The sequence below is a fragment of the Streptomyces sp. NPDC042638 genome (assembly GCF_040647235.1).
GTDB classification, from domain to species: Bacteria; Actinomycetota; Actinomycetes; order Streptomycetales; family Streptomycetaceae; genus Streptomyces; species Streptomyces rameus.
Genome location: NZ_JBEZBT010000017.1, coordinates 84,985 through 107,363, shown reverse-complemented (window position 1 = coordinate 107,363; position 22,379 = coordinate 84,985). Strand labels below are relative to the sequence as shown.

At 74.0% G+C, this 22,379-nt stretch carries 22 protein-coding genes and 1 pseudogene; 8 read left to right on the top strand and 15 right to left on the bottom strand.

Features of this window, described 5'->3' with window-relative positions:
• Positions 1 to 3: 3 nt before the first annotated feature.
• Both AB0B40_RS16700 and AB0B40_RS16695 read left to right on the top strand, forming a co-directional pair.
• Positions 4 to 684, top strand: coding sequence for a hypothetical protein (locus AB0B40_RS16700; protein ID WP_345047038.1), 681 nt, complete (start codon positions 4 to 6; stop codon positions 682 to 684).
• 5 nt (positions 685 to 689) lie between these two features.
• Positions 690 to 1,649 (top strand): hypothetical protein, encoded by a 960-nt coding sequence (locus AB0B40_RS16695; RefSeq protein WP_345047037.1) that lies wholly within the window; start codon positions 690 to 692, stop codon positions 1,647 to 1,649.
• Here the strand turns inward: AB0B40_RS16695 and AB0B40_RS16690 are convergent.
• Positions 1,638 to 2,072 carry a DUF1992 domain-containing protein gene (locus AB0B40_RS16690; protein WP_362264204.1) on the bottom strand — a complete coding sequence of 145 codons (435 nt, stop codon included), beginning with the start codon at positions 2,070 to 2,072 and terminating at the stop codon, positions 1,638 to 1,640. The two genes, AB0B40_RS16695 and AB0B40_RS16690, sit on opposite strands and share 12 nt — an antisense overlap.
• A gap of 99 nt (positions 2,073 to 2,171) precedes the next feature.
• Between AB0B40_RS16690 and AB0B40_RS16685 the strand changes: the two genes are divergently transcribed.
• Positions 2,172 to 2,564: a hypothetical protein gene (locus tag AB0B40_RS16685; RefSeq protein WP_345047033.1), complete on the top strand. Its 393-nt coding sequence runs from the start codon at positions 2,172 to 2,174 to the stop codon at positions 2,562 to 2,564.
• A 25-nt stretch (positions 2,565 to 2,589) separates the two neighbouring features.
• Here AB0B40_RS16685 and AB0B40_RS16680 read toward each other — a convergent pair whose 3' ends face one another.
• The 3 genes from AB0B40_RS16680 to proP all read right to left on the bottom strand — a co-directional run bounded on the left by AB0B40_RS16680 (position 2,590) and on the right by proP (position 5,476).
• A complete protein-coding gene (locus tag AB0B40_RS16680; RefSeq protein WP_345047032.1) occupies positions 2,590 to 3,261 on the bottom strand; it encodes an O-methyltransferase in 672 nt (223 codons plus the stop codon).
• A gap of 63 nt (positions 3,262 to 3,324) precedes the next feature.
• Positions 3,325 to 3,702, bottom strand: coding sequence for a DUF2330 domain-containing protein (locus tag AB0B40_RS16675; RefSeq protein ID WP_362264202.1), 378 nt, complete (start codon positions 3,700 to 3,702; stop codon positions 3,325 to 3,327).
• A gap of 394 nt (positions 3,703 to 4,096) precedes the next feature.
• Entirely contained in the window at positions 4,097 to 5,476 is a 1,380-nt protein-coding gene (gene proP, locus AB0B40_RS16670) for a glycine betaine/L-proline transporter ProP (protein WP_345047030.1), read from the bottom strand.
• Positions 5,477 to 5,753: 277 nt separating this feature from the next.
• On the opposite strand from proP, the pseudogene AB0B40_RS16665 reads away from it, so the two are divergent.
• Positions 5,754 to 5,855: pseudogene (locus AB0B40_RS16665) on the top strand (DUF397 domain-containing protein); the annotation flags it as partial.
• Between the two features lie 17 nt (positions 5,856 to 5,872).
• On the opposite strand, the gene AB0B40_RS16660 reads toward AB0B40_RS16665, so the two are convergent.
• Positions 5,873 to 7,042, bottom strand: coding sequence for a steroid 3-ketoacyl-CoA thiolase (locus AB0B40_RS16660; RefSeq protein ID WP_362264201.1), 1,170 nt, complete (start codon positions 7,040 to 7,042; stop codon positions 5,873 to 5,875).
• 230 nt (positions 7,043 to 7,272) lie between these two features.
• Between AB0B40_RS16660 and AB0B40_RS16655 the strand changes: the two genes are divergently transcribed.
• Entirely contained in the window at positions 7,273 to 8,508 is a 1,236-nt protein-coding gene (locus AB0B40_RS16655; protein WP_362264199.1) for a cytochrome P450, read from the top strand.
• A gap of 13 nt (positions 8,509 to 8,521) precedes the next feature.
• Here the strand turns inward: AB0B40_RS16655 and AB0B40_RS16650 are convergent, their stop codons facing one another.
• The 8 genes from AB0B40_RS16650 to AB0B40_RS16615 form a co-directional block, all read right to left on the bottom strand.
• Entirely contained in the window at positions 8,522 to 9,208 is a 687-nt protein-coding gene (locus tag AB0B40_RS16650; protein WP_345047026.1) for a YoaK family protein, read from the bottom strand.
• 196 nt (positions 9,209 to 9,404) lie between these two features.
• Complete coding sequence (locus AB0B40_RS16645; protein WP_345047025.1) at positions 9,405 to 9,818, bottom strand: transglycosylase SLT domain-containing protein; 414 nt, start codon at positions 9,816 to 9,818, stop codon at positions 9,405 to 9,407.
• A 332-nt stretch (positions 9,819 to 10,150) separates the two neighbouring features.
• Positions 10,151 to 11,011, bottom strand: coding sequence for an ECF transporter S component (locus AB0B40_RS16640; RefSeq protein ID WP_362264197.1), 861 nt, complete (start codon positions 11,009 to 11,011; stop codon positions 10,151 to 10,153).
• The gene (locus tag AB0B40_RS16635) at positions 11,008 to 12,750 is read right to left on the bottom strand and encodes an ATP-binding cassette domain-containing protein (RefSeq protein ID WP_362264195.1); all 1,743 of its coding nucleotides are present in this window, start codon (positions 12,748 to 12,750) and stop codon (positions 11,008 to 11,010) included. The genes AB0B40_RS16640 and AB0B40_RS16635 overlap by 4 nt, the downstream gene beginning before the upstream one ends.
• On the bottom strand, positions 12,747 to 13,850 hold the full coding sequence (locus tag AB0B40_RS16630) for an energy-coupling factor transporter transmembrane component T (protein ID WP_345047008.1): 1,104 nt from the start codon (positions 13,848 to 13,850) through the stop codon (positions 12,747 to 12,749). The genes AB0B40_RS16635 and AB0B40_RS16630 overlap by 4 nt, the downstream gene beginning before the upstream one ends.
• 403 nt (positions 13,851 to 14,253) lie before the next feature.
• Complete coding sequence (locus AB0B40_RS16625) at positions 14,254 to 14,898, bottom strand: SCO2322 family protein (protein WP_362264193.1); 645 nt, start codon at positions 14,896 to 14,898, stop codon at positions 14,254 to 14,256.
• Entirely contained in the window at positions 14,895 to 16,118 is a 1,224-nt protein-coding gene (locus AB0B40_RS16620; RefSeq protein WP_345047005.1) for a prenyltransferase/squalene oxidase repeat-containing protein, read from the bottom strand. The genes AB0B40_RS16625 and AB0B40_RS16620 overlap by 4 nt, the downstream gene beginning before the upstream one ends.
• A gap of 359 nt (positions 16,119 to 16,477) precedes the next feature.
• Complete coding sequence (locus AB0B40_RS16615) at positions 16,478 to 17,530, bottom strand: hypothetical protein (RefSeq protein WP_345047003.1); 1,053 nt, start codon at positions 17,528 to 17,530, stop codon at positions 16,478 to 16,480.
• Between the two features lie 243 nt (positions 17,531 to 17,773).
• On the opposite strand from AB0B40_RS16615, the gene AB0B40_RS16610 reads away from it, so the two are divergent.
• Entirely contained in the window at positions 17,774 to 18,367 is a 594-nt protein-coding gene (locus AB0B40_RS16610; RefSeq protein ID WP_362264191.1) for an XRE family transcriptional regulator, read from the top strand.
• Between the two features lie 91 nt (positions 18,368 to 18,458).
• Here the strand turns inward: AB0B40_RS16610 and AB0B40_RS16605 are convergent, their stop codons facing one another.
• Positions 18,459 to 19,484, bottom strand: a complete 1,026-nt coding sequence (locus tag AB0B40_RS16605) for an MBL fold metallo-hydrolase (protein WP_345047000.1) — start codon at positions 19,482 to 19,484, stop codon at positions 18,459 to 18,461.
• A 106-nt stretch (positions 19,485 to 19,590) separates the two neighbouring features.
• On the opposite strand from AB0B40_RS16605, the gene AB0B40_RS16600 reads away from it, so the two are divergent.
• Both AB0B40_RS16600 and AB0B40_RS16595 read left to right on the top strand, forming a co-directional pair.
• On the top strand, positions 19,591 to 21,042 hold the full coding sequence (locus tag AB0B40_RS16600; RefSeq protein WP_362264190.1) for an aldehyde dehydrogenase: 1,452 nt from the start codon (positions 19,591 to 19,593) through the stop codon (positions 21,040 to 21,042).
• Between the two features lie 2 nt (positions 21,043 to 21,044).
• Positions 21,045 to 21,278: a ferredoxin gene (locus AB0B40_RS16595; protein WP_345046996.1), complete on the top strand. Its 234-nt coding sequence runs from the start codon at positions 21,045 to 21,047 to the stop codon at positions 21,276 to 21,278.
• 350 nt (positions 21,279 to 21,628) lie between these two features.
• On the opposite strand, the gene AB0B40_RS16590 is transcribed toward AB0B40_RS16595, so the two are convergent.
• Positions 21,629 to 22,249, bottom strand: coding sequence for a TetR family transcriptional regulator (locus AB0B40_RS16590; protein ID WP_345046994.1), 621 nt, complete (start codon positions 22,247 to 22,249; stop codon positions 21,629 to 21,631).
• Positions 22,250 to 22,379: the final 130 nt, after the last annotated feature.

Here is a 22,379-nt window from a genome sequence, read left to right as displayed (position 1 = left end):
ATCATGTCCACAGGGCTGATCATTTTGTTGATCGTGATCGCGGCGGTCGTGGTCCTCGGCGCAGCCACCCTGCTCCTGCGCGGCCGCGGACAGCACGGCGGGCCCAGCCTGAAGCGGCGCTTCGGGCCCGAGTACGAGCGGACCGTGGCCCTGCACGACGGGGACACCAAGGCCGCCGAACGAGAGCTGGCCGAGCGCGTCGAGCGCCACGGTGACCTGCAGGAGCGACCGCTGGACGGCGCCGAGCGGCAGCTGTACACGGACCGCTGGACGGCCGTTCAGGAACGCTTCGTCGACTCCCCGCGGGAGGCGGTGGCCGAGGCCGACCGGCTGCTCGCCGAAGTGGCCGCGGTACGCGGCTACCCGGGCGGCGAACGCTACGAGGAACAGCTCGCCGCACTGTCCGTGCACCACGCCGACCACGTCGACGGCTACCGGCAGGTGCACAGGGTGGCCCGCACGGGCGCCGGCGGCGGGGCGAGCGAGGCCGGCGCCGGGACCGAGGAGCTGCGCTCGGCGCTGCTGGGCGCCCGCGCCCTCTTCGACGACCTGATCAGCGCCGAGTCCGGCCGGCACCGGGCCACGGGCGGCACGGGCCGCACCACGACCCTCGACAAGAGCCGCACCCACGCCCGCTCGCACGCGCCGTGGGCCCTGCACCGGAGCCGACCGAAGGAGAGCTGAGCGCGATGTCGGACAGGACGAGCGATCCGGGCGACGCCCGGCGCTACGCACAGCGGCCGGCCGACGAGGCCGTGCCGGGTGACGAGGAGACGGCGTCACAGGACGAGTGGGCGCCGGGAGACGCGGCGCCGGGACGGCGCATGGCGCGGGAACCCCGGCCCGGGGAACGGCTGCCCGGAGAGCCGGAGCCGGGCGGGCACCCCGGCCGGACGGGCTCCGCCGGTCCCGGCCGGGAGGGTCTGACGGGCGACGACCGCGTCCCGGGGGACACGGTCCCCGGGGGCACACCCCCACCGCCGCCGGGGCCGGCGGGAGTCCCCGAGCCCGCGGCAGCGGGCGGTCCGGGCGCCGGGGACGCCGGGCAGTGGCACGGTACGGAAGGACTCCGTCCCGGTACGGAGGACATGGGCACCGGTGTGGACGACGGGTTCACCGCCAGCCACCGGACGGAGCGGGCCGCGCACTCGGAGGAGAGCCCGATGCCCGACAACGGGCTCGGCGCCCCCGCCGTCGCCGGTACCGGCCTGCGCGAGGCGGGCAGCACCGAGGCCCCGGGACGGGACACCTGGCCGTCGGCCCCCGGGGGCACCGCGGCACCGGCCGCCGGAACGGCCGGCGAGACCGCGGCACCGGCCGCCGGCGTGTCCGGCGGGAGTGGCGGCGCGTCCTCCGGTACCGGTACGCCGCTGCTGGCCCACGAGGAGAGCGAGCGGTGGGAGCGGCAACTGCGGGAGGTGGTCGGCGGCTTCGTGGACGAGCCCAGGGCTGCCGTCGAGCAGGCCGACCGGACGCTGGAGGAGATCGCCGCACGGTTCACCGAGGCCGTGACGCGGCGGCGCCGCACGCTTCGGATGTCGTGGGAGGGCACCGAGGGCCGCGGGCCCGGCGCCGAGACCGACACCGAGCAACTGCGGCTCGCCCTGCGCGACTACCGGGAACTCGCCGGACGCCTGCTACACGGCTGACTCCGGCGCGTCCCCCGTGGCGGCAGCCCTGCGCTGCCGCCACTCGCGTACGACCTCTTCCACGTCGTACGGCTTCTTCCCCAGCGGCGGGCCGGGCGGCGGCCTGAACATCATGTCCCGGATCCGCACGTTGACGTCCTCGATGATCTTCCTGGCGATCCGCTCCGAAGGCGCCGCGTAGGCCGCCGCCAGGGCGTCCTCCGCCTCCTTGCGCAGCGCGAGCGCGGGCGGCAGCACGGCGAGCCCCTCCCGCGCCATCTTCCGCTTGACCCACCACAGTTCGTCGTAGGTGGAGTCGACATCCGCGGGCAGCGGCGCGCCCGCCCCCGGCAGCCGGTCGAACTCCCCGCGCCGCTGCGCGTCAAGGATCTGGTGGTCCACCCAGGATTCGAACGGGACGCCCGGTGGCTTTCGCTCGGTCATGGACCCATTGTGCCGGACGGGACGGTGCCGGGCGTTTTATCATGCGGCGGCGGTACGGCGATCCGCCCACCGCGTCGGCACGTCTCAGGGGGAGCGCTCGTGCTCGAACTCACCATGGCCACCGTCTCCGGAGCGGACACGGGTGCCACCGCCGGTATGACGATGGCCGAGGCGCCCAGCGCGCCCGGCGCCGTCCTGCGGGTCGGCCGCGACGCGGCGGTGTGCCGGCTGGTCACGCCCGAGGACTGGCTGTTCGTCTCCCGCGTCCACCTGGAGTTCCGGTGCGGCCCCGACGGCACCTGGCAGGTGTCGTGGCTGCGCGGCTCACAGCCCGACCCGGCGTCCGAGGTCCGGCTCACCTCCGGACCGCACGTGCAGCCCGTCGGCTACGGCGCGAGCGTGCCGCTGCCCCACGGCGGGTCCGGCGAGATCGTCGTCCAGGACCGCACCGCGCGGCGCAGCGTCAACGTCGGCTTCTACCACGAGGTCTGAGCCCCGCCCGGGGCCGCCCCGGGCTTCAGCCCAGCACCCGGGCCAGTGCGAAGCCGTCGTAGCCCTTGCCGCCGACCGTCTGCAGCGCCGTCCCGCTCAACCGCGGGTGCGTGGCGATCAGTTCGATCGCGGCGCGGGTGCCGACCACGTCCGGCTCGGTGCTGCTCGCGTCGGCGACCCGGCCGCCGCGCACCACGTTGTCCACGACGATCAGGCTGCCCCCGCGGGTGAGCCGCAGCGCCCACTCGACGTAGTGCGGGTTGTTGGCCTTGTCCGCGTCGATGAAGACCAGGTCGAAGGGGGCCGGGTTCTCGTCGGCGAGCTTGGGCAGCGACTCCAGGGCCGGCCCGACGCGCACCTCCACGATCCGTTCCAGGCCGGCCCGGGCGATGTTGCGGGTGGCCACGTCGGCGTGCTTGGCGCTGTACTCCAGCGAGATCAGCCTGCCGTCCTCGGGCAGGGCGCGCGCCAGCCAGATCGTGCTGTACCCGCCGAGCGTGCCGATCTCCAGAACGTTCCGGGCGCCCTGCAGCAGGGCGAGCAGCTGGAGGAACTTTCCCTGCGCGGCCGTGACGGCGATGCTGGGCAGCCCGGCGGCCTCACTCTCCCGCAGGGCCGCCCGCAGCGCGTCGTCGTCCGGTGAGAGCTGGCTGATGAAGTAGTCGTCGACGTCGTCCCAGACCTGCGACCCGCTCATAGCGTCTGCTGCCTTTCCCGAGTGTCTTCCGCTGGCTGTACCGCCCTGCCCGCCTCGATGATCTCAGCCGAGCGGCGCGGGCGGGTAGACCGGCGGCGGGGAGTCACCGGCCGCCGGGCGTGCCGTACGACGACCGGCGCGGCGACCGCGACGATCACGGCCAGCCCCCCCGTCAGCGCCCAGGCCGGGATCCCGGCGACCCGGCGCAGCTCGTGGTCGCCGGAGATCCGGGCGGGGTCGGGGAAGCTCTGGGTGAGCGCCGTCAGGTACGGGGTGCCTGCGGCCAGCCTCCCCAGGGGCGCCCGTGCCGGTGCCGAGCCGGCCGGCGAACACCACGCTCGGCGGCGCGCCGCCGACGGTCCCGCTCGTCTCCATGCGGTGCGCGGCGAGCACGTACAGGCCGAGCGGCTGCGGGGTGGCGGCCAGCCGGGACAGGCGCATCGGTTAGACCGGACGGTCGGCGGCGAAGGTGAGGTGCAGCGGGTCGAGGGCGCCGTGATCGGTTCCGCCCCGCCCGTGCCCAGGAGAACGGCCTGTGACCGGGGGCGGGTGCTGGGGCCGGGGAGAAGAAGCCGGTGGCCGGCGAGAAAGGCCCGTGACCGGGGGGAACGGGCCTGTGGCCGTGCGATGGGGCCCGCAGCCGGGGAGAACGGGCCTGTGGCCGTGCGATGGGGCCTGCGGCCCGGGAGAACGGGCCTGCGCTCAGGCGGCCCGGCTCCTGGCCGGGCGGAACGGGGGCCTGCGCCCCGGGCGGTAGGGCCCGCGGCCGGGCGGGACCGGCCCGGGGGGGCGGGTGGAACGGGCCCGCGGCCGGTTGGGGCGGCCGCGGGGCCGGCTAGCCCTGGCGCTGCTCCACGGACGGCGCTGAACCCGGCAGCGGGCGGCCTGCGCACTCGGACATCCGCCACACCGCGAAACCGCCCACGACGGCCGCGGCCATCATGTAGTACGCGGGCATCATCATGTTGCCCGTCGCCCCGATCAGCGCGGTCACGACCAGTGGGGTCGTCCCGCCGAACAGCGACACGGACACGTTGAAGCCGATCGACAGGGAGCCGTAGCGCACCCGGGTCGGGAAGAGCGCGGGCAGCGCGGCCGGCATGGCCGCCGTGAAGCAGACCAGGAGCAGGCCCAGCGCGCCCATGCCCAGGCCCACCGCCAGCAGGCTGCCCTCGCGGATCAGCAGCAGGGCGGGGATGGACAGGAACAGGAAGCCCGCACAGCCCGCCGCGATCACCGGACGGCGGCCGACGCGGTCGGTCAGGGCGCCCGCGAACGGCTGGACGATCATCATCAGGGCCATCACCGCGAGCACGACCAGCAGACCGTGCGTCTCGTCGTACTTCAGCTCACTGGTGAGGTAGCTCGGCATGTACGACAGCAGCATGTAGTCGGTGACGTTGAAGACCAGCACCAGGCCCATGCACAGCAGCAGCGCCTTCCACTGGCCCGCCACCATCTCGCGCAGCGGCACCTTGGGCCGGGCGGCCTCGGCCTTCTCGACCTCCGCCGCGAACGCCGGGGTCTCCTCCAGCCGCATCCGCAGGTACAGGCCGATGATGCCCATCGGGCCCGCGATCAGGAACGGGACGCGCCAGCCCCAGGAGAGCAGGTCGTCGGAGGAGAGGAAGGCGGTCATGAGCGTGACCAGGCCGGCGCCGCCGATGTAGCCGGCGAGCGTGCCGAACTCCAGCCAGCTGCCGAAGAAGCCGCGCTTCTTGTCCGGCGCGTACTCGGCGATGAAGGTGGTCGCGCCCGCGTACTCGCCGCCGGTGGAGAAGCCCTGCACCAGGCGGGCGGCCAGCAGCAGGAGCGGCGCGCCGACGCCGATCGTCGCGTAGGACGGGATCAGGCCGATCGCGAACGTGCCCGCCGCCATCATGATCATGGTGACGGCGAGGATCTTCTGGCGGCCCACGCGGTCGCCCAGCGGACCGAAGACCATGCCGCCGAGCGGGCGGACCAGGAAGGCCGCCGCGAAGGCGCCGAACGTCGACAGCAGCTGTGCGGTCGGATTGCCGGACGGGAAGAAGACCTTGCCCAGCGTGACCGCGATGTAGCTGTAGACACCGAAGTCGAACCATTCCATCGCGTTGCCCAGCGCCGCCGCCTTGACCGCGCGCTTGACCAGCGCGGGGTCGGTGACGGTGACGTCGCGGGCCTGGGTGGCCCGCCGGGTCTTCAGATGCGGGGTGACGGCAGTGGCGGTCGCCAAAACGGAGCTCGCCTACCTTTCGACGGGGACGCGGACGGGCCCGAGACGGCGGCGGTGACGTACGCCGGGCCGAAAAACGACCATAGGGGGCTTCTGCCCCTTACGTGCTGTATGCACTTAGATGCAGAGTGCAGCTAAAACGTGGATACGCAGGTACGTCTGCCCGTTCACGCCGCGCCATTCCTCCTGCTCGATGTGATCCTTCTCGCGCTCCCGGCATGCAACCGGGCCCCCGGGACGGCGGGGCGGGAGGCCGACGGAGCGTGGCGGCGGCCAGTGCGTGGAGATCGCCGGATCCCCCCGCGCCACCATCGCGATCCGCGACTCCAGGACCCCCGTGGGGCCGATGCTCACCATCGGCCCCGCCACCTTCACCCGCTTCGTGTCCTGGGTCGGCTACAGCCGCTGGATGATCGTGCCGGTCGCCAGGCCGCCGCCCGCGCACATGGTGATGAGCGCGAACTCCTTGTCCGCTCGCTCCAGCTCGTGCAGAGCGGTGGTGATCAGGCGGGCGCCCGTCGCCCCCACCGGGTGGCCCAGCGCAATCGCACCGCCGTTGACGTTGACCTTCTCCAGGTCCTGCTCGAAGACCTGGGCCCAGCTCAGCACCACGGATGCGAACGCCTCGTTGATCTCCACGAGGTCGATGTCCTTCAGGGACATCCCCGCCTTGCCCAGCACCGCGCGCGTCGCGTCGATGGGGCCGTCCAGGTGGAAGTGCGGGTCGGCGCCGACCAGGGCCTGGGCGACGATCCGCGCCCTCGGCCTCAGTTTCAGGGCGCGAGCCATCCGTTTCGAGACCCACATGATCGCCGCCGCGCCGTCGGAGATCTGCGAGGAGTTGCCCGCCGTGTGGATCGCCTTCGGCATCACCGGCTTCAGGCCGGACAGGGCCTCCGCGGACGTGTCGCGAAGTCCCTCGTCCTTGTCGACCAGCCGCCACATGCCCTGCCCGGCGTGCTGCTCCTCCTCGGTCGTGGGCACCTGCACGGCGAAGGTCTCCCGCTTGAAACGTTCCTCCGCCCAGGCGAGGGCCGCCCGCTCCTGGGACCGCAGGCCGAGGGCGTCGACGTCCTCGCGCGTCAGGCCCCGGTGCCGGGCGATGCGCTCGGCCGCCTCGAACTGGTTGGGCAGGTCGACGTTCCACTCGTCGGGGAACGGCTTGCCGGGGCCGTGCTTGGAGCCGGAGCCCAGCGGGACCCGGGACATCGCCTCGACGCCGCAGCTGATCCCCACGTCGATCACGCCCGCCGCGACCATGTTGGCCACCATGTGGGACGCCTGCTGGGAGGAGCCGCACTGGCAGTCGACGGTCGTGGCCGCCGTCTCGTAGGGGAGGCCCATGGTCAGCCAGGCCGTGCGCGCGGGGTTCATGGACTGCTCGCCGGCGTGTGTCACCGTGCCGCCGACGATCTGCTCGACGGCGTCGGCGGGGATGCCGGTGCGGCCGAGGAGTTCACGGTAGGTCTCGCCCAGCAGGTAGGCGGGATGCAGGTTGGCGAGCGCGCCGCCGCGCTTGCCGATCGGGGTGCGGACGGCTTCGACGATCACGGGTTCGGCGGCCATGGGTGCGGGTCCTCTCCGAGAGGGCTCTCCTCCAGAACTAGTACGCGTTCTAGTTCTGTTGAGCAGTCTGCTGACGTGACGTCCATCACCGCAAGGGTCTTGCAGGTGCCGAGGGTGCGATCTGTGCGACTTCCGCACCGATTGGGGCCGCCTTACCCCTTGCGCCTTGTAGAACCCGTTACTACCTTCACGGCACCCGCTGATGGACCGTCAGATGGCTGGAGACGCCGATGCCCTGTCCAGCGCTGCCCGACGGGTTCGACCTCACCGACCCCGACCTGCTGCACCACCGCGTGCCCCTCCCGGAGTTCGCCGAACTGCGCCGGACCGAACCGGTCCGCTGGATCCCGCAGCCGCACGGCGTCGCGGGCTTCGCCGACACCGGCTACTGGGCCGTCACCCGGCACGCCGACGTCAAGCACGTCTCCACCCACCCCGAACTCTTCTCCTCCTACCTCAACACCGCGATCATCCGCTTCAACGAGCACATCCAGCGCGACGCGATCGACGCGCAGCGGCTGATCCTGCTCAACATGGATCCACCGGAACATACGCGGGTACGCCAGATAGTGCAGCGCGGGTTCACGCCACGCTCCATCCGTGCCCTGGAGGACCGGCTGCGCGCCCGCGCCGAGGCGATCGTCGCCGCCGCCCGTGCCCGCTCGGGGCCCTTCGACTTCGTCACCGAGGTCGCCTGTGAACTGCCCCTGCAGGCCATCGCCGAGCTGATCGGCGTCCCGCAGGAGGACCGGTCCAAGATCTTCGACTGGTCGAACAAGATGATCGCGTACGACGACCCGGAGTACGCCATCACGGAGGAGGTCGGCGCCCGGTCGGCCACCGAGATCATCGCCTACGCCATGAACATGGCCGCCGACCGCAAGCGGTGCCCGGCCGACGACATCGTGACGACCCTGGTGGCGGCGGAGGACGAGGGCAACCTGAACTCCGACGAGTTCGGCTTCTTCGTGCTCATGCTGTCGGTGGCCGGCAACGAGACCACCCGCAACGCCATCACCCACGGCATGCACGCCTTCCTCACCCACCCCGGGCAGTGGGACCTCTTCACGCGCGAGCGCCCCTCCACCACGGCCGAGGAGATCGTCCGCTGGGCGACTCCGGTCAACGCCTTCCAGCGGACGGCGACCCAGGACACGGAACTGGGCGGTGTGCTGGTCAGGAAGGGCGACCGGGTCGGCCTGTTCTACGCCTCCGCCAACCACGACCCCGAGGTCTTCACCGGCCCCGACACCTTCGACATCACCCGCGACCCCAATCCCCACCTGGGCTTCGGCGGAGGCGGCCCCCACTTCTGCCTCGGCAAGTCCCTGGCCGTCCTGGAGATCGACCTGATCTTCAACGCGCTGGCCGACGCGATGCCCGGGCTGCGCCTGTCGGGCGACCCCCGACGCCTGCGCTCGGCCTGGATCAACGGGGTGAAGGAGCTGAGGGTCGTCGCCGAGTGAGCCGTGGCACCGCTCACTCCCGGCCGGACGCCACCAGCGCCAGTACGGCCGAGACCAGCGCCGCGACCAGCAGCGGGACGCCGAGGCCGTGGTGCAGGACCAGCCACCCGCCCAGACAGGCGCCGCCGGCCATCGCGAACGCGGCGGTCGCGCGGCGCGGGGACCGGCGGCCCGTGCCGTCGCCGAGCCGGGACTCGGAGGCCAGGGCGGTCAGGGTCATGGTCAGGACGGTGGTGGTGAGGTCGGGCACGCCCAGTTTGCGGACCGTGGCGTTGCGCAGGCCCATCGCGAAGCCCGTGAGGGCGATCAGGGCGTACCGGGTGCCCTCGGTGTCCGGCCAGGCGAAGGCCACCGCCGCCGACCCGCCGACCAGCACCGCCTCCGCCGCCAGGGTCAGCCGGGCCCACCGGCGGCGGGAGTGACGGCCGTGGCGGGCCGCCACCCGGCCGCCGGTCACCGCGCCCAGCAGGAAGCAGGCCAGGGACGCGGCCGTGTGCGGCACGGAGAAGCCGGGGGCGCCGGCCGCGGCGAAACCGAGGACGACGACGTTGCCGGTCATGTTGGCGGTGAAGACCCGGCCCAGGCCCAGATAGCTGACGGCATCGATCAGGCCGCTGACCACGGTCAGCGTCAGCAGCACGGTCGTCAGTCGCAGCCCGCGCGTCTCCGGGTCCCGCGCCGGTGGTGTCGGCGTCGTCATCGCCCCTCCGAAGAGACAGCAGAGAAGAGACAGAAGATGAGGGGACGCTTCCCGCGCTGCCCGGGGACTCCCGGGCATCCGCCGGTATCACTCGTATCAGGGGAAAAGCAGTCCGGTCGGCCCATCGCCCGGACATGCGAGCGCACCCCCGCCCGGAGGGGCGAGGGTGCGGACCGCTGTGTCTGGGAGGGGCGGCTCAGTACCAGCCGTTGGCCTGCCAGAAGTTCCAGGCCTGGGCCGGGCTGCCGTAGCGGGAGTTCATGTAGTCCAGGCCCCACTTGATCTGGGTGGCCGGGTTGGTCTTCCAGTCGGCGCCGGCGGAGGACATCTTCGAAGCCGGCAGGGCCTGGACCAGGCCGTAGGCGCCGGAGGAGCTGTTGGTGGCGGAGGGGTTCCAGCCACTCTCGTGAGAGACGATCTTGCTGAACGCGTTGAACTGGGCGGCGTCCGGGATCATCTGGTGCGCGATCGCCTGAGCGGAGGAGGCCGACGCGGGGGCGGCCTGGGCGGGCGCCGCGGTCAGGGCCATACCGACGGTGGCGGCGGCCACGGCGGCGGTCGTGAGGGCCTTCTTCGGGGAAGCGATGCGGCGGATGAAAGAGACGGACACGAAGAACCTCTTGCGTCGGGGACGGGGGATCGCCCGCATGGGACGGACCACGCGCTGTGGCCGCATGCGTCGGCGCCGCGACCCGAGTGGGCGTTGGCGCCTGGCGACGTCGTCCAGATAAGCAGCCCGGGAACGTGTCCGCAATGACCCCCTTTACTAGTTGTGGCCGGATCAGCGAGGAACGTCCATTGTGTGGCTTGGGTCTCAATCCCCAGGTCGGAAGGGGTGCACCATGGGGCAAATAGGACAGTCGACCCTACGGCCCTCCGTCGTAGGTGACGTGGGTCATGTGGGGTGCTTCACCGACTCGCTCACGGCCCGCAGCCGGCCCCTCACCGTCCGGGAGCGTCGAAAGTGACCGCGGTCTCAAAGGCGGCCCGCCGCGTGGCCCGGCGCAGGGCCCGCAGCACGGCCGGGCCGAGGACCAGGGTCAGCGCGACCGTGCAGACGGCCCGGCCCAGGTCCCAGCCGAGCGAGGTGGCCACGCAGTAGGCGACGAAACGGGCCAGGTTGGTGCCGACCGGGGCACCGGCGTCGAAGGAGATGTTCGAGGCCGCGGTGGACAGGAAGGGCCAGCCGGCCAGGTTCATGACCGTGCCGTAGGCGAAGGCCGCGAGGAAGCCGTAGCCGGCGAGCATCAGCAGCTCGATCCGGCCGCGCCACCTCCCCCGAAGCCCCGACTCCGCGCGAGCAGGCGCCGACGTACCGCCCGGCAGCAGCCCGGCGCCCATGGCGAACCAGCCCATCGACAGCATCTGGAACGGCAGCCACGGCCCCACCCCGCCCGTGAGCAGCGCCGACGCGAACATCGTCACCGAGCCCAGCGCGAACCCGAAGCCGGGGCCCAGCACCCGCCCGCTGAGCACCATCAGGAAGAACATCGGCTCGATCCCCGCCGTGCCCGCGCCGATCGGGCGCAGCGCCGCGCCCGTCGCGGCCAGCACGCCCAGCATGGCCACGGCCTTCGGTCCCAGCGCCGACTCCGAGATCGTCGCCGCCACGACCGCCACCAGCAGCACCAGCAGACCCGCGAAGAGCCAGGGCGCGTCCTGCGCGTGGGCGCTCAGCTGCGAGGACGGCGGCGCGAGGAAGGGCCAGCAGAAGGCCACCACCCCCACCGCGCTGGTCATCGCCAGCGCGGCGAGCGAGCGGGGGCCGAGCCGGACGGCACGCACCCGTGCGGTGCGGCTCATGCCAGGGCCTCCCGCACCTCGGTCACGGTCAGCCACCGCTGCGGGGCCAGGATCTTCGTCACCTGCGGGGCGAAGGACGGCGAGGACACCACGATGTCGTCCGTCGGGCCGTCGGCTATCACCTCGCCCTCGGCGAGCAGCACCACCCGGTGGGCCAGCTCGGCGGACAGCTCCACGTCATGCGTGGCCAGCACGATCGCATGCCCCTCGGCCGCCAGCTCGCGCAGTACGGCGACCAGGCGGGCCTTGGCCGCGTAGTCCAGGCCGCGGGTCGGCTCGTCCAGCAGGAGAAGGGGAGGACGGGCGGTCAGGATCACGGCCAGCGCGAGCGCCAGGCTCTGGCCCTCGGACAGGTCCCGGGGGTGGGTGGCGTCCGCGATGTCCGGCAGGAGCCGGGACACCAGGGCCCGGCAGGTGCCGGGCGCGGCACCCGCGTCCCGGTCGGCGGCGGCGCACTCGGCGGCGACCGTGTCGGCGTACAGCAGGTCGCGGGGATCCTGGGGGACGAGACCGACCTGGCGCAGGAGATCCCCGGGCGGGGTGCGGTGGGGAACCAGTCCGCCGGCCAGGACGGTCCCGCCCGACGGCTCCACCAGTCCGACGAGCGAGCCGAGCAGGGTGGACTTCCCGGCGCCGTTACGGCCCATGAGGGCGATGGTCTCGCCGGGCGCCACCGTCAGGTCCACGTCGCGGAGTGCCTGGACACGGTCGCGGCGGACGGAGAGGGAACGGACCTCGGCGACGTGCGCCACGGGGGCGGGGACGGGGCCAGGGGAGGGGAAGCGGCGCCGGAAGAGGGACCGGCGCCCGGTGCCGGCCGGGCGCGCTGCCGCCGGCCGGGGCCGCCCGGCCGCCCCGGGGGCGCGGGTGCCCGCGGCCGCGGTGGCGTGACCTTCCCCGGCTGCGGCGCCCCGGTGGGGCCGTGCGGCCAGGCGTTCCCGCAGGCCGGCGGCGCGGCGGCGGGCGTCACGGACGGTCAGCGGGAGGGGGGACCAGCCGGCCAGCCGGCCCAGGGCCACCACCGGCGGGTACACCGGGGAGACGGCCATCACCTCGGCCGGGGTGCCGGTGACCGGGGCGGCGCCCGGTGCGGGCAGCAGGATGACGCGGTCGGCGTACTGGACCACCCGCTCCAGCCGGTGTTCGGCCAGCAGAACCGTCGTGCCCAGGTCGTGCACCAGCCGTTGCAGCACGGCCAGCACCTCCTCCGCGGCGGCCGGGTCCAGCGCCGAGGTCGGCTCGTCCAGGACCAGCACCCGCGGGTGCGGGGTGAGCACCGAGCCGATCGCGACCCGCTGCCGCTGCCCGCCGGAGAGCGTGGCGATCGCGCGGTCGCGCAGTCCGGCGAGGCCCAGCAGGTCGAGCGTCTCCTCGACCCGGCGCCGCATCACCCCCGGGGCGAGCCCCAGCGACTCCATGCCGTAGGCGAGTTCGTCCTCCACGGTGTCCGTCACGAAGTGCGCGAGCGGATCCTGGCCCACCGTGCCGACCACGTCGGCGAGGTCCCGGGGCTGGTGCGTACGGGTGTCCCGGCCGGCCACCGTCACGCGACCGCGCAGCGTGCCGCCGGTGAAGTGCGGGACCAGCCCGCTGACCGCGCCCAGCACCGTCGACTTGCCGACCCCGGACGGACCGGCCAGCAGCACCAGTTCACCCTCGGACACCTCGAAGTCGGCGCCCGCGACGGTGGGTCCGGCGGCGCCCTCGTACGTCACGCTGACATCCTCGAAGCGGATCATGAGTGCTCCCTGGAGACGGACCGGGCGACGGACTTGGGGACGGCGAAAGCGGGCAGCAGGGCGAGCAGGACGGCCGCGGCGGGCCAGAGCGGGAGCGTCGGGGCGACGAGGGGTACGACGCCGGGATGCAGCGCCTGCGGATCCCGGGCGGAGGCGAGCGCCAGCAGCGCGGCCACCGCGGCCCCAGAGCCCGTGACCAGCCAGGCGCGCCAGTCCCACGGGTCCGGGCGGTACCGCGTGCGCGGCGAACGCCGGCCGCCCAGCCGCAGTCCCGCGAGCGCGGCGACGGCTCCGGCGAGCAGCAGGGGAACGCCGTACCCACCCCCTTCGGCCGTCAGCAGCCCGTACGTTCCCGCGCACACGCCGAGCAGGCCGCCGAGGGTGAGCGCGGCCGTCGTACGGCGGACACGGGCGGGAACCTCGGCGGTACGGCCGTAGCCGCGGGCCTCCATCGCGGCGGCCAGCGCCACCGAGCGCTCCAACGCGCCCTCCAGGACCGGCAGTCCGACCTGGAGCAGGCCCCGTACGCCCCGGTCCGGGCGGCCGCGCAGCCGACGGGCCGCGCGCAGCCGCTGGACGTCCGCGATCAGGTGGGGCGCGAAGGTGAGGGCGACGACCACGGCCACGCCCGTCTCGTACAGCGCGCCGGGCAGGGACTTGAGCAGGCGGGTGGGGCCGGCCAGGGCGTTCGCCGCGCCGACGCAGGTGAGGAGCGCGGCGAGCTTCAGCCCGTCGTAGGCGGCGAAGAGCACCGCCTCCGCGGTCACCCTGCCGCCCAGCCGGATGCCCTGCGCCCAGTGCGGCAGCGGAACCTCGGGCAGGGTCAGGAGGGTGTGCGTGCCGGGGATGGGGGAGCCGAGGGCCACCGCGAACAGGACGCGGATGAGGATGACGGCGAGGGCGAGCCGGGCGAAGCCGCTGTAGGAGCGGGACCAGGGGGCGGGGGAGCGGTGCGTTGCCACGACGTAGGCGGAGGCGGCCGTGAGGAGGGCGAGGAGCAGCGGATTGGTGGTGCGGGTGGCGGCGGTGCCGAGCGAGAGGGCCCACAGCCACCAGGCCCCGGGGTGCACCGCGCTCCGGCTCCCGAAGGGGCCGCCCACCGGCGTCGGCCGGCTGCCGTGACCGGCGGGGCTGCTGCCGTGACCGGCCGGGTGCCTGCCGCGACCGGCGGTGCTGCTGCCGTCCCGGTCCCACGGCCTGCCGTCACGGCGCGCACGGGTGTGCGGCGCCCGCGGCTTCACGGGAGCGCTGGGCAGCGCCCGATCGGCCGTGACGGGCCCGCACGGGCCCGACTGGCCGCACGCGGACGTCTGTCGACAGGGGCACGACTGGCCGCCGCGCTCGCACGTCTGCCCGCGCTCGCACGTCTGCCCGCGCTCGCACGTCTGCCGGCACGGGCGCGACTGGCCGCACGGGCACGTCAGCCCGCGCGCGGACGTCCGGCGGCACGGGCACGGCTGGCCGTGCTCGTACGACTCTCCGCGCTCGCACCTCGGCCCGCACTCACCCGGACTCATCGCGCCGCCGCCGCCGTGCCTGCCAGGCCGCGGCCGCCGCGAGCAGGGCGACCGCACCGGCGCCGATCGGCAGACCCAGCGAGGGGCCGCTGTCCCGCGGGCCGCTCTTCTCCTTCGTGGCACCCCGCGCGGTGACCTGCTCGCCGCACCCCTTCGCCGGATACCCGGCGATCGCGCACAGCAGGGCGTTGGCGTCGTAGCGCAGCGGCTTGGCAACGGCGGCCAGCGCGTCCGCGCTCGTCGCGTCCGACGGCACCCGCGCACACGCCGTACGCCGGCCCGGCGGTGTCTCGCCGGACGGCGCGTCCGCGCCCGTGCCGAAGTCGAGGACCAGAGCCACCCGCTTCGTCCCGGACTTCGCGGGCGTACCCGCGCAGATCGTGTCGAAGTCCGCCGTCCCGCGCGGCCGGCTGGCGTCCGCGGAGTCCGCGCTCACCGCGAACCGGAAGCCCTGGACCGCGCCGTCGTCGGGGCGCGCCAGCGACGGGCCCTGCGTGGCGTAGGTCCAGTGGCCGCCGGCGCGCTCCCAGAAGGACCAGTAGCGGTAGCCGGCGGCGCCGGCCGGCCCGGCGGAGCCGAGGAGCAGCAGCGTGGCCAGGAGTGCCGGCACGGTACGGCGGACGGCGGTCACGGCTGCCGCTTCTTCCGGCCGCTGAGCAGGAAGCCGACGCCGATACCGGCGACGAGGCAGGCGCCGACGGTCCACCAGACGCCGCTCTTCGAGTCCGCCTTGTCGGCCTTGTCTGCCTTCTCCGCCGCCTGGTGCTCGCCGGAGTCCAGGCGCGGGGCAGGGCCCAGCGCGTTGAGGGAACCGACCAGGCTGGTGCCGTCGAAGTCCCCCGGCTGCTCCCCGACCGCGTGCGCGGCGAGGATCAGCTGGGCGTACGCGGCCGGGCCGCTCTGCGTGGCCCACTGGCCGGCGTTCTTCTCCAGCCAGGCGTACGCCTTCTTCGCGGGTGCGGTCCGGCCGTCCGCGGCGAGCGCGACGACGGTGTCCGCGGTGTTGCCGAAGTCGGGCTGGTCCTCGGCACCGGCGAGGGTGGACGTCAGGTGGCCGGTCTTCGTGACGGCCGCCGCCAGGTAGGCGCCGGCGTTGTCGGCCAGTTGCTGCCGGGTGAGGTGGCCGGCCGCCACGCAGGCGTCCTTCGCGGGGGCCCTGCCGGCCTCCGCCACGAAGCCCTTGCCGAGCGCACCCAGCAGACCGGCCGCGGTCGCGTCCGCGTTGGCGGACAGTTCGCCCTTCTTGCCCTTCTGGTAGGCGAGGGCGCCGCCGCCGTCCCGGTCGCAGGGCACGGCCCAGGCGGGCAGCGCGTCGTACGGGGACCTGCCGGACTTGCGGACGTCCGCCGGGTCCGTGCCGGCCGCGGTGAGCGCGCCGATGACGGCGGCGGTGGAGTTGGCGTCGCTCGGGTCGCCCGCGTAGTAGCCCCAGCCGCCGTCCTTGTTCTGCACGGACCTCAGCCAGTTCACGGCCTTGGTCACGGCGGCGCCGTGCCCGCCGGTGGCGGCGAGGGCCTGTGCGGCGGCGGCCGTGTTGTTGGTGTCGGCCTTGGTCCTGGCGTCGCAGGGCTCGGCGGGGGCGGCGCGGAAGGGGGCGAAGGAGCCGTTCGCGCACTGCTGTCCGGTGAGCCAGTCCACGGCCTCGGCGGCCGGCCGGTAGCCGAGCGTCCGCTGGGCGAGCAGGGTCAGCGACTGCCGCCACACGCCGTCGTTCGTCGGGTCCCCCTTGCCGTACAACCCGGACGGGAGCGTCACCTTCGGGGACGGGGACGGGCCGGCGGCCGTGGCGGGCGCGGCGGCGGCCAGCACGCCTACGGCGGCGAGAGCCGCGGCACTGCGGCGGACGTTCATGGTCGGCGACTGCCTCTCCTGCGGGGAGCCGGGCAGCGCGGGGTGACCCCGGCGGCTCGGCTCCGTGAACCTCGACGATGCGGTGCGCGTGGACCGTCGGCGCACGCGAGCCGGTCAACGTCCCGTCCGAGGCGGTCCGGCGCGCCGTCAGGGGGCCGGGGCCGCTGCACGGACCGGGGCATCCCCGGCCCGGGCGAAGCCGAGAGCCTGGGGAAGGATCGGCGCCGGAATTGCACCGGCTTCCCCCGTACGGGTGTGATGACGACTCGGGTCACTTTACCGGCCGCTCCGCGCGGGCCAGGGGGTGGCCGTGGGCACAGGGGCGCGGTGACCGGGGTCACCGCCCCGCGGGCGGTCGTTCAGGCCGCGTACGTCGCGGCCGTCGGCGTCACCGTCGCCGTCAGGTGGCGGGCCATGCGGCGCAGGGTCTCCTCGCACTCCGCGGCGTCCTCACCCGTCGCCACCCAGTGGGCCAGGCGGTCGGCGGGGTCCGCGTGCGCGGCCGCCGTCACCGGGTCGCCGGTCCGCCGGGTGAGGACCATGCGCTCGGCGGCCGGCTCGTCCGCGGCGGCGGGGTCCAGCCGCAGGTGGGTCAGGCGGCCGGTCGTGGCCGGGTAGGCGAACTGGACGGCGGCGGCCCGCTGGCGGGTCGGGGTCACGTCCGGGTGCCGACCGGTGGCCAGCGCGGCGGCGGCCCCGGCCAGGTCGACCCCGGTGGCCCGCTCCACCAGCAGCGGGATCAGGTCGCCGGGCAGGTGCGGGGCCACGCCCAGGACGCGGGGGCCGCGGGCGGTGAGCCGCAGGGTGAGGTGCGCGACCGTGTGGGTGAGGCCGAGGGCGCGCACGGCCCGCTCGACGCACTGGCGCAGGAACCGGTTGTGCAGCAGCCCGTCGTGGGCGTGGACGCAGTGCCGCAGCGGGCGGCGGGCGGGCGGCGGACCGGGGGTCGTACGGGTGAGTGCGACGATGCGGACCTCGTCGTCCAGTACGACGGCCTCCGCGGACACCAGCGGCCCGTCCGCGTCGTCGGGGTCCTCGGGCGTGGCCGTCGGCACCCTGTGCCGCGTCAGCAGCGCCCGTAACGCCACGGGGTCGGCGCAGGCCGCCGCCGTCTCGTACGGCAGGCCCGGCAGGCCCAGCCGGGCGGCGATCCGCGCGGCGCTGACCAGGTGTTCCCCCGACCAGGTCAGCACGCCGCCGACCGGGTCCCCGGCCGTGTACCGCAGCACCGCCTCGGCCGTCCGTGCCTCGGCAGGGTCGGCCGCGAGATGGCCGGCCAGATACGGGCGCGCCCAGGCGGGCGGGTCCTGATCGACGAGCAGCACCGGGTGGACCGCGGCGATCCGCGCCAACGGGAACTCGCCGCAGAAGTCCTGGCCGCCGGCCCCGAGAAGGACGACAGGCTGTGCCATGGGTGCCCCGACCTTCCGCGGGGGGAAGGCGGTCGAGAAAACGCCCCCGGTGCCGCTCCCCCATAGGCGGCACCCGGGGCGGGATCTTGCTCTCCGTGCAGTGATCCTCACCCACCGCGCCCTCAACTGTCAACGATAGCTGCCTAATTGTGCAGGGAGTGTTGTCACGCTGGTCGGCGAACGGGCGAGCGGGTAGCCTCGCGCCCAGCCACCGAACGGATGACACGCCCAGGGGGGACCTCGGTGAGTGACGCCTACGCCGCGTTGGCCGATGTCCTGGGCCGGCTCGGCGAGCTGACCGGCCGGCCCGGTCGGCTGCCGGAGGCTCTCGACGTGGCCGGCCTGTCGTACCGCACCGGTATCCCCGTGGGCACCGTCGTCGAACTGCTCCGCGGAGGGCGGACCGTCGAGACCTGCCTGGCCCAACGCGTGCGCCAGCGACTGGACTTCGTCCGGGAGAGCCGGCGCCGGCCGGACGGCAAGCGGTACTCGCTGGACGAGCTGGCCAGGATCGCCGGAACCAGCCGGCAGTGGCTGAGCGAGTGGCGCAAGAGCGGGATGCCGAGCCTGGAACACGCCGACCGGCTGCGCCGGTTCTTCGGCCTGCCCGCGGGATTCTTCACGGCGGACGAGCCGGAGGCGCTGCACGCGGCCCTGCAGCCGGTGCTGCAGGACCTGGAGGCGCAGGCGGACCCGCTGCTGCGGCTGCGCGAGTGCGGGCTGGTACGGCTGGCCGCCCGGGCCCCGCAGATGAACGCCCGGCAGCTCGCCACCCTGGCCGACCTGGCCGAGATGATCATCGCCTCGGAGCGGGCGGCGGACACCGGCCGCGCCTGACCCCTCCGACGCACCGGGGCACCCGCGGTGTGTCGCGGAAGCCCGCGCCCGCCCGCCCGGCCGACGGCGGAACCCGGTGCGGCGGCCGTTGTCACACCGCCACGTACGCCACCGGCCCGCTCCCCGGCACCGGCTCCGCGCGTCCCTGCTTCACCAGCCGCCGCAGGTGCGACTCGGCCTCCGAAACCGCGATGTTCCTCGACCCGTAGGGGATGTCGGCCCAGGGGCGGTTCCACTCCATGCGCTCGGCGAGCTGCCAGGGGGTGAGGGGCTCGGCGAGGAGGGCGAGGAGGTTGGACAGACGGCTCTCGTGGTGGCCGAGCAGCACCCGTACCCGCCCGGGGCCGTCGGTGAAGGCGTGCTGGTGGGCCGGGAGGATCTCGGCGGGGGAGAGCCGGCCGATCCGCTCCAGGGAGTCGAGGTAGTCGCCGAGCGGATCGGTGACGGTCGCGTCGTCCGGGTCCTCGTACAGCCCGATGTGCGGGGTGATTCCGGGCAGCAGGTGATCACCGCTGAACAGCCGCCCGTGGCCCGGCAGCCGGCCCGGATGCTCCTCCTCCAGGTGCAGGCAGACATGGCCCGGCGTGTGCCCCGGGGTCCAGATCGCGCGCAGCCGGCGGCCCGGCAGGTCGAGCAGCTCGCCCGGGACGATGTCCCGGTCCGGCAGGGCGGGGGAGAGCCCGGGCAGCGTCCGGCCGCGCGGCGCCCGCAACGGGGCGACGTGCTCCTCGGGCGCGCCGGCCGCCGTCAACTTGGCGGCCATGTACGAGAACCAGCGCTCCGGCCGGCTCTCCCGCGCCCGGCGCACGATCGCCGCGTCGGCCGCGTGCAGCGCCACCCAGGCGCCGGAGGCCTCGCGCACCCGCGCGGACAGTCCGTGGTGGTCGGGGTGGTGGTGGGTGACGACGACGCCGTACACCTCCCGGACCGCCGTACCGCACTCCGCCAGCCCCGCCGCGAGCGTGTCCCAGGAGTCGGGGTCGTCCCAGCCGGTGTCGATCAGCACCGGGCCCCGGCCGGTGTCCACCACGTACACCAGCGTGTGGCCGAGGGGGTTGTCCGGGATGGGCACCTGGACGGACCGTACGCCCCCGCCGTGATCGAACGTCGTCACCATCGATCCCCGCCCCCTCCGCCGCACGGCCATTGCCCACTATAACTAGAACTGGTATCAGTTCTGAAACAGCGTCAGAAAGTTGCGGTGCGGCGGGAGGCTTCCGGTCATGACCGAGCTCGTGGAACACGGACAGCTGTTCATCGGCGGGGAGTTGACCGACCCCCTGGGCCGGGAGGTCATCGAGGTGGTCTCCCCGCACACCGAGGAGGTCATCGGCCGGGTGCCGCACGCCTCCGGGGGGGACGTGGACCGGGCGGTCGCCGTGGCGCGCCGCGCCTTCGACGAGGGGCCCTGGCCGCGCGCCACGCCGGAGGAGCGGATCGAGGTCGTCACCCGCATCAAGGACGGCATCGCCGCCCGGCACGAGGAGATCGCCCGGGTGATCTCCTCCGAGAACGGCTCGCCCTACTCCTGGAGCGTCCTCGCCCAGGCGCTCGGCGCGATGATGGTGTGGGACGCGGCGATCCGGGTCGCCCGGGACTTCACTTACGAGGAGCGCCGGGACGGAGCCCTCGGGCCGATCCTGGTCCGCCGCGAACCGGTCGGCGTCGTCGCCGCCGTGGTCCCCTGGAACGTCCCGCAGTTCGTCGCCGCCGCCAAGCTCGCGCCGGCCCTGCTGACCGGCTGCACGGTCGTCCTCAAGCCGTCCCCGGAGTCCCCGCTGGACGCCTACCTGCTCGGCGAGATCGCGCGCGAGGCGGGGCTGCCCGAGGGTGTGCTGTCGATCCTCCCCGCCGACCGGGAGGTCAGTGAGTACCTGGTCGCCCACCCCGGCGTCGACAAGGTCTCCTTCACCGGCTCGGTCGCGGCCGGCAGGCGGGTGATGGAGGTCGCCGCCCGCAACCTCACCCGGGTCACCCTGGAACTGGGCGGCAAGTCGGCGGCGCTGGTGCTGCCGGACGCGGACCTGGCGGCGGCCGTGTCCGGGATCGTCCCGGCGGCCTGGATGAACAACGGCCAGGCGTGCGTGGCCCAGACCCGCATCCTCGTCCCGCGTGCCCGCTACGACGAGTTCGCCGACGCCTTCGCCCAGGCGGCGGGCGCGCTCAGGGTCGGCGACCCGCTCGACCCGGCCACCCAGGTCGGCCCGCTGGTCGCCCGCCGCCAGCAGCAGCGCAGCCTCGACTACATCCGCGTCGGCCAGGAGGAGGGCGCCAAGGTCCTCACCGGCGGCGGCCGTCCGCGGGGCCTGGAGCGCGGCTGGTACGTCGAACCGACGCTCTTCGGCGACGTCGACAACTCCATGCGCATCGCCCGCGAGGAGATCTTCGGCCCGGTGATCTGCCTTCTCCCCTACGGCGACGAGCGGGAGGCCGTGCGCGTCGCCAACGACTCCGACTACGGCCTGTCCGGCAGTGTGTGGACGGCCGACGTGGCACACGGCACCGACATCGCCCGGCAGGTCCGCACCGGTACGTACTCCGTGAACACCTTCAGCCTGGACATGCTCGGCCCGTTCGGCGGCTACAAGAACTCGGGCGTGGGCCGGGAGTTCGGCCCGGAGGGGTACGGCGAGTACCTGGAGCACAAGATGATCCACCTCCCGGCGGGAGCGTGAGCATGGGCGACCGCTGGCACGTCGAGGTCGACCGCTCCGTCTGCATCGGCTCGGCCCAGTGCCTCCACCACGCCCCCGGCGGCTTCCGCCTGGACTCGGCCCGCCAGTCCCACCCCGCCGAGCCGGAGACGGACGCGAGCGAACAGATCCTGGCGGCGGCGGAGAGCTGCCCGGTGGAGGCCATCGTGATCACCCTGCTGGGCGCCGGGGAGGCGGTGTTCCCGCCGGAGGAGTAGGGCGGAGCGGGGCGGGGCTGGAGCGGGGCGGGGCCGTCGGTCGCAGTAGGCGGGGCCGCCGGCCGCGGCAGTGGGAAACTGGTGCGAAATGGGGGGTTCTGTCGCGCATCACCGTTCTATGCTGGTATCAGCCTACGAGGCGAGTGAGGGAGTCCAACCGGAGTAGCCGACTCAGGCGAGACGCGCAAGCATCCGCCCGGGCCGACAGCGACGGTCGGGCTGAGAGGCCGGAAGGCAGCAGTCAGGCCTGACGACGACCCCCATGACCTGATCCGGACCATGCCGGCGAAGGGAACCCGTCTCGTAGGTCTTTCGCGTTCCCCCGGACGCACGCGGACGGGGGGACGCGGTCATCCGCGGGGGGCCGGCTCCGTCAGGTCGATCAGCCGGCACACCGTCTCGATGTCGATCTTCACCTGGGCGATGGAGGCACGGCCGGAGAGCCAGGTGACGAGCGCCGAGTGCCAGGTGTGCTCGATCACCCGGACCGCCGAGAGCTGCTCGGCGGTGGGGTTCTCCAGCCCCACGGCGTCCAGGATGATCGCCGTGGTCTGGCGGGAGACCTGGTCGACCTCGGGCGAGACGCTGCGGTCGGCGAAGGTCAGGGCGCGGACCATCGCGTCGGCCAGATGCGGCTCGCGCTGGAGCGCCCGGAAGGCGCGCATCAACGTCTCCGCCACCCGTTCGGCCGCCGTGTCACCCGCCGGCGGCTTCTTCCGCAGGGTGCCGTGCATGTGCTCCAGCTGGTCCTGCATGGTGGCGACCAGCAGGTGCACCTTGGACGGGAAGTAGCGGTACAGCGTGCCGAGGGCGACCTGGGAGGACTCGGCGACCTCGCGCATCTGCACGGCGTCGAACCCGCCCCGGCTGGCCAGCTGGGCGCTGGCGTGCAGGATCCTGCGGCGGCGGGCCTCCTGCCGCTCGGTGAGGGGCGGGGTGGCCGGACGCGACGTACTGGCTTCCGCAGGCATGGGTCCCGTTCCGTGACAGTCGGTGAGGGGGTCTGTAGGGCTCGTGATCAGCCGGCATGGCAGGGCCGCGCGCCGTGGCGCGAATCACCTGCTGCACTGCTCACAGCGCCCCTACCTGCCGGTAGATTCA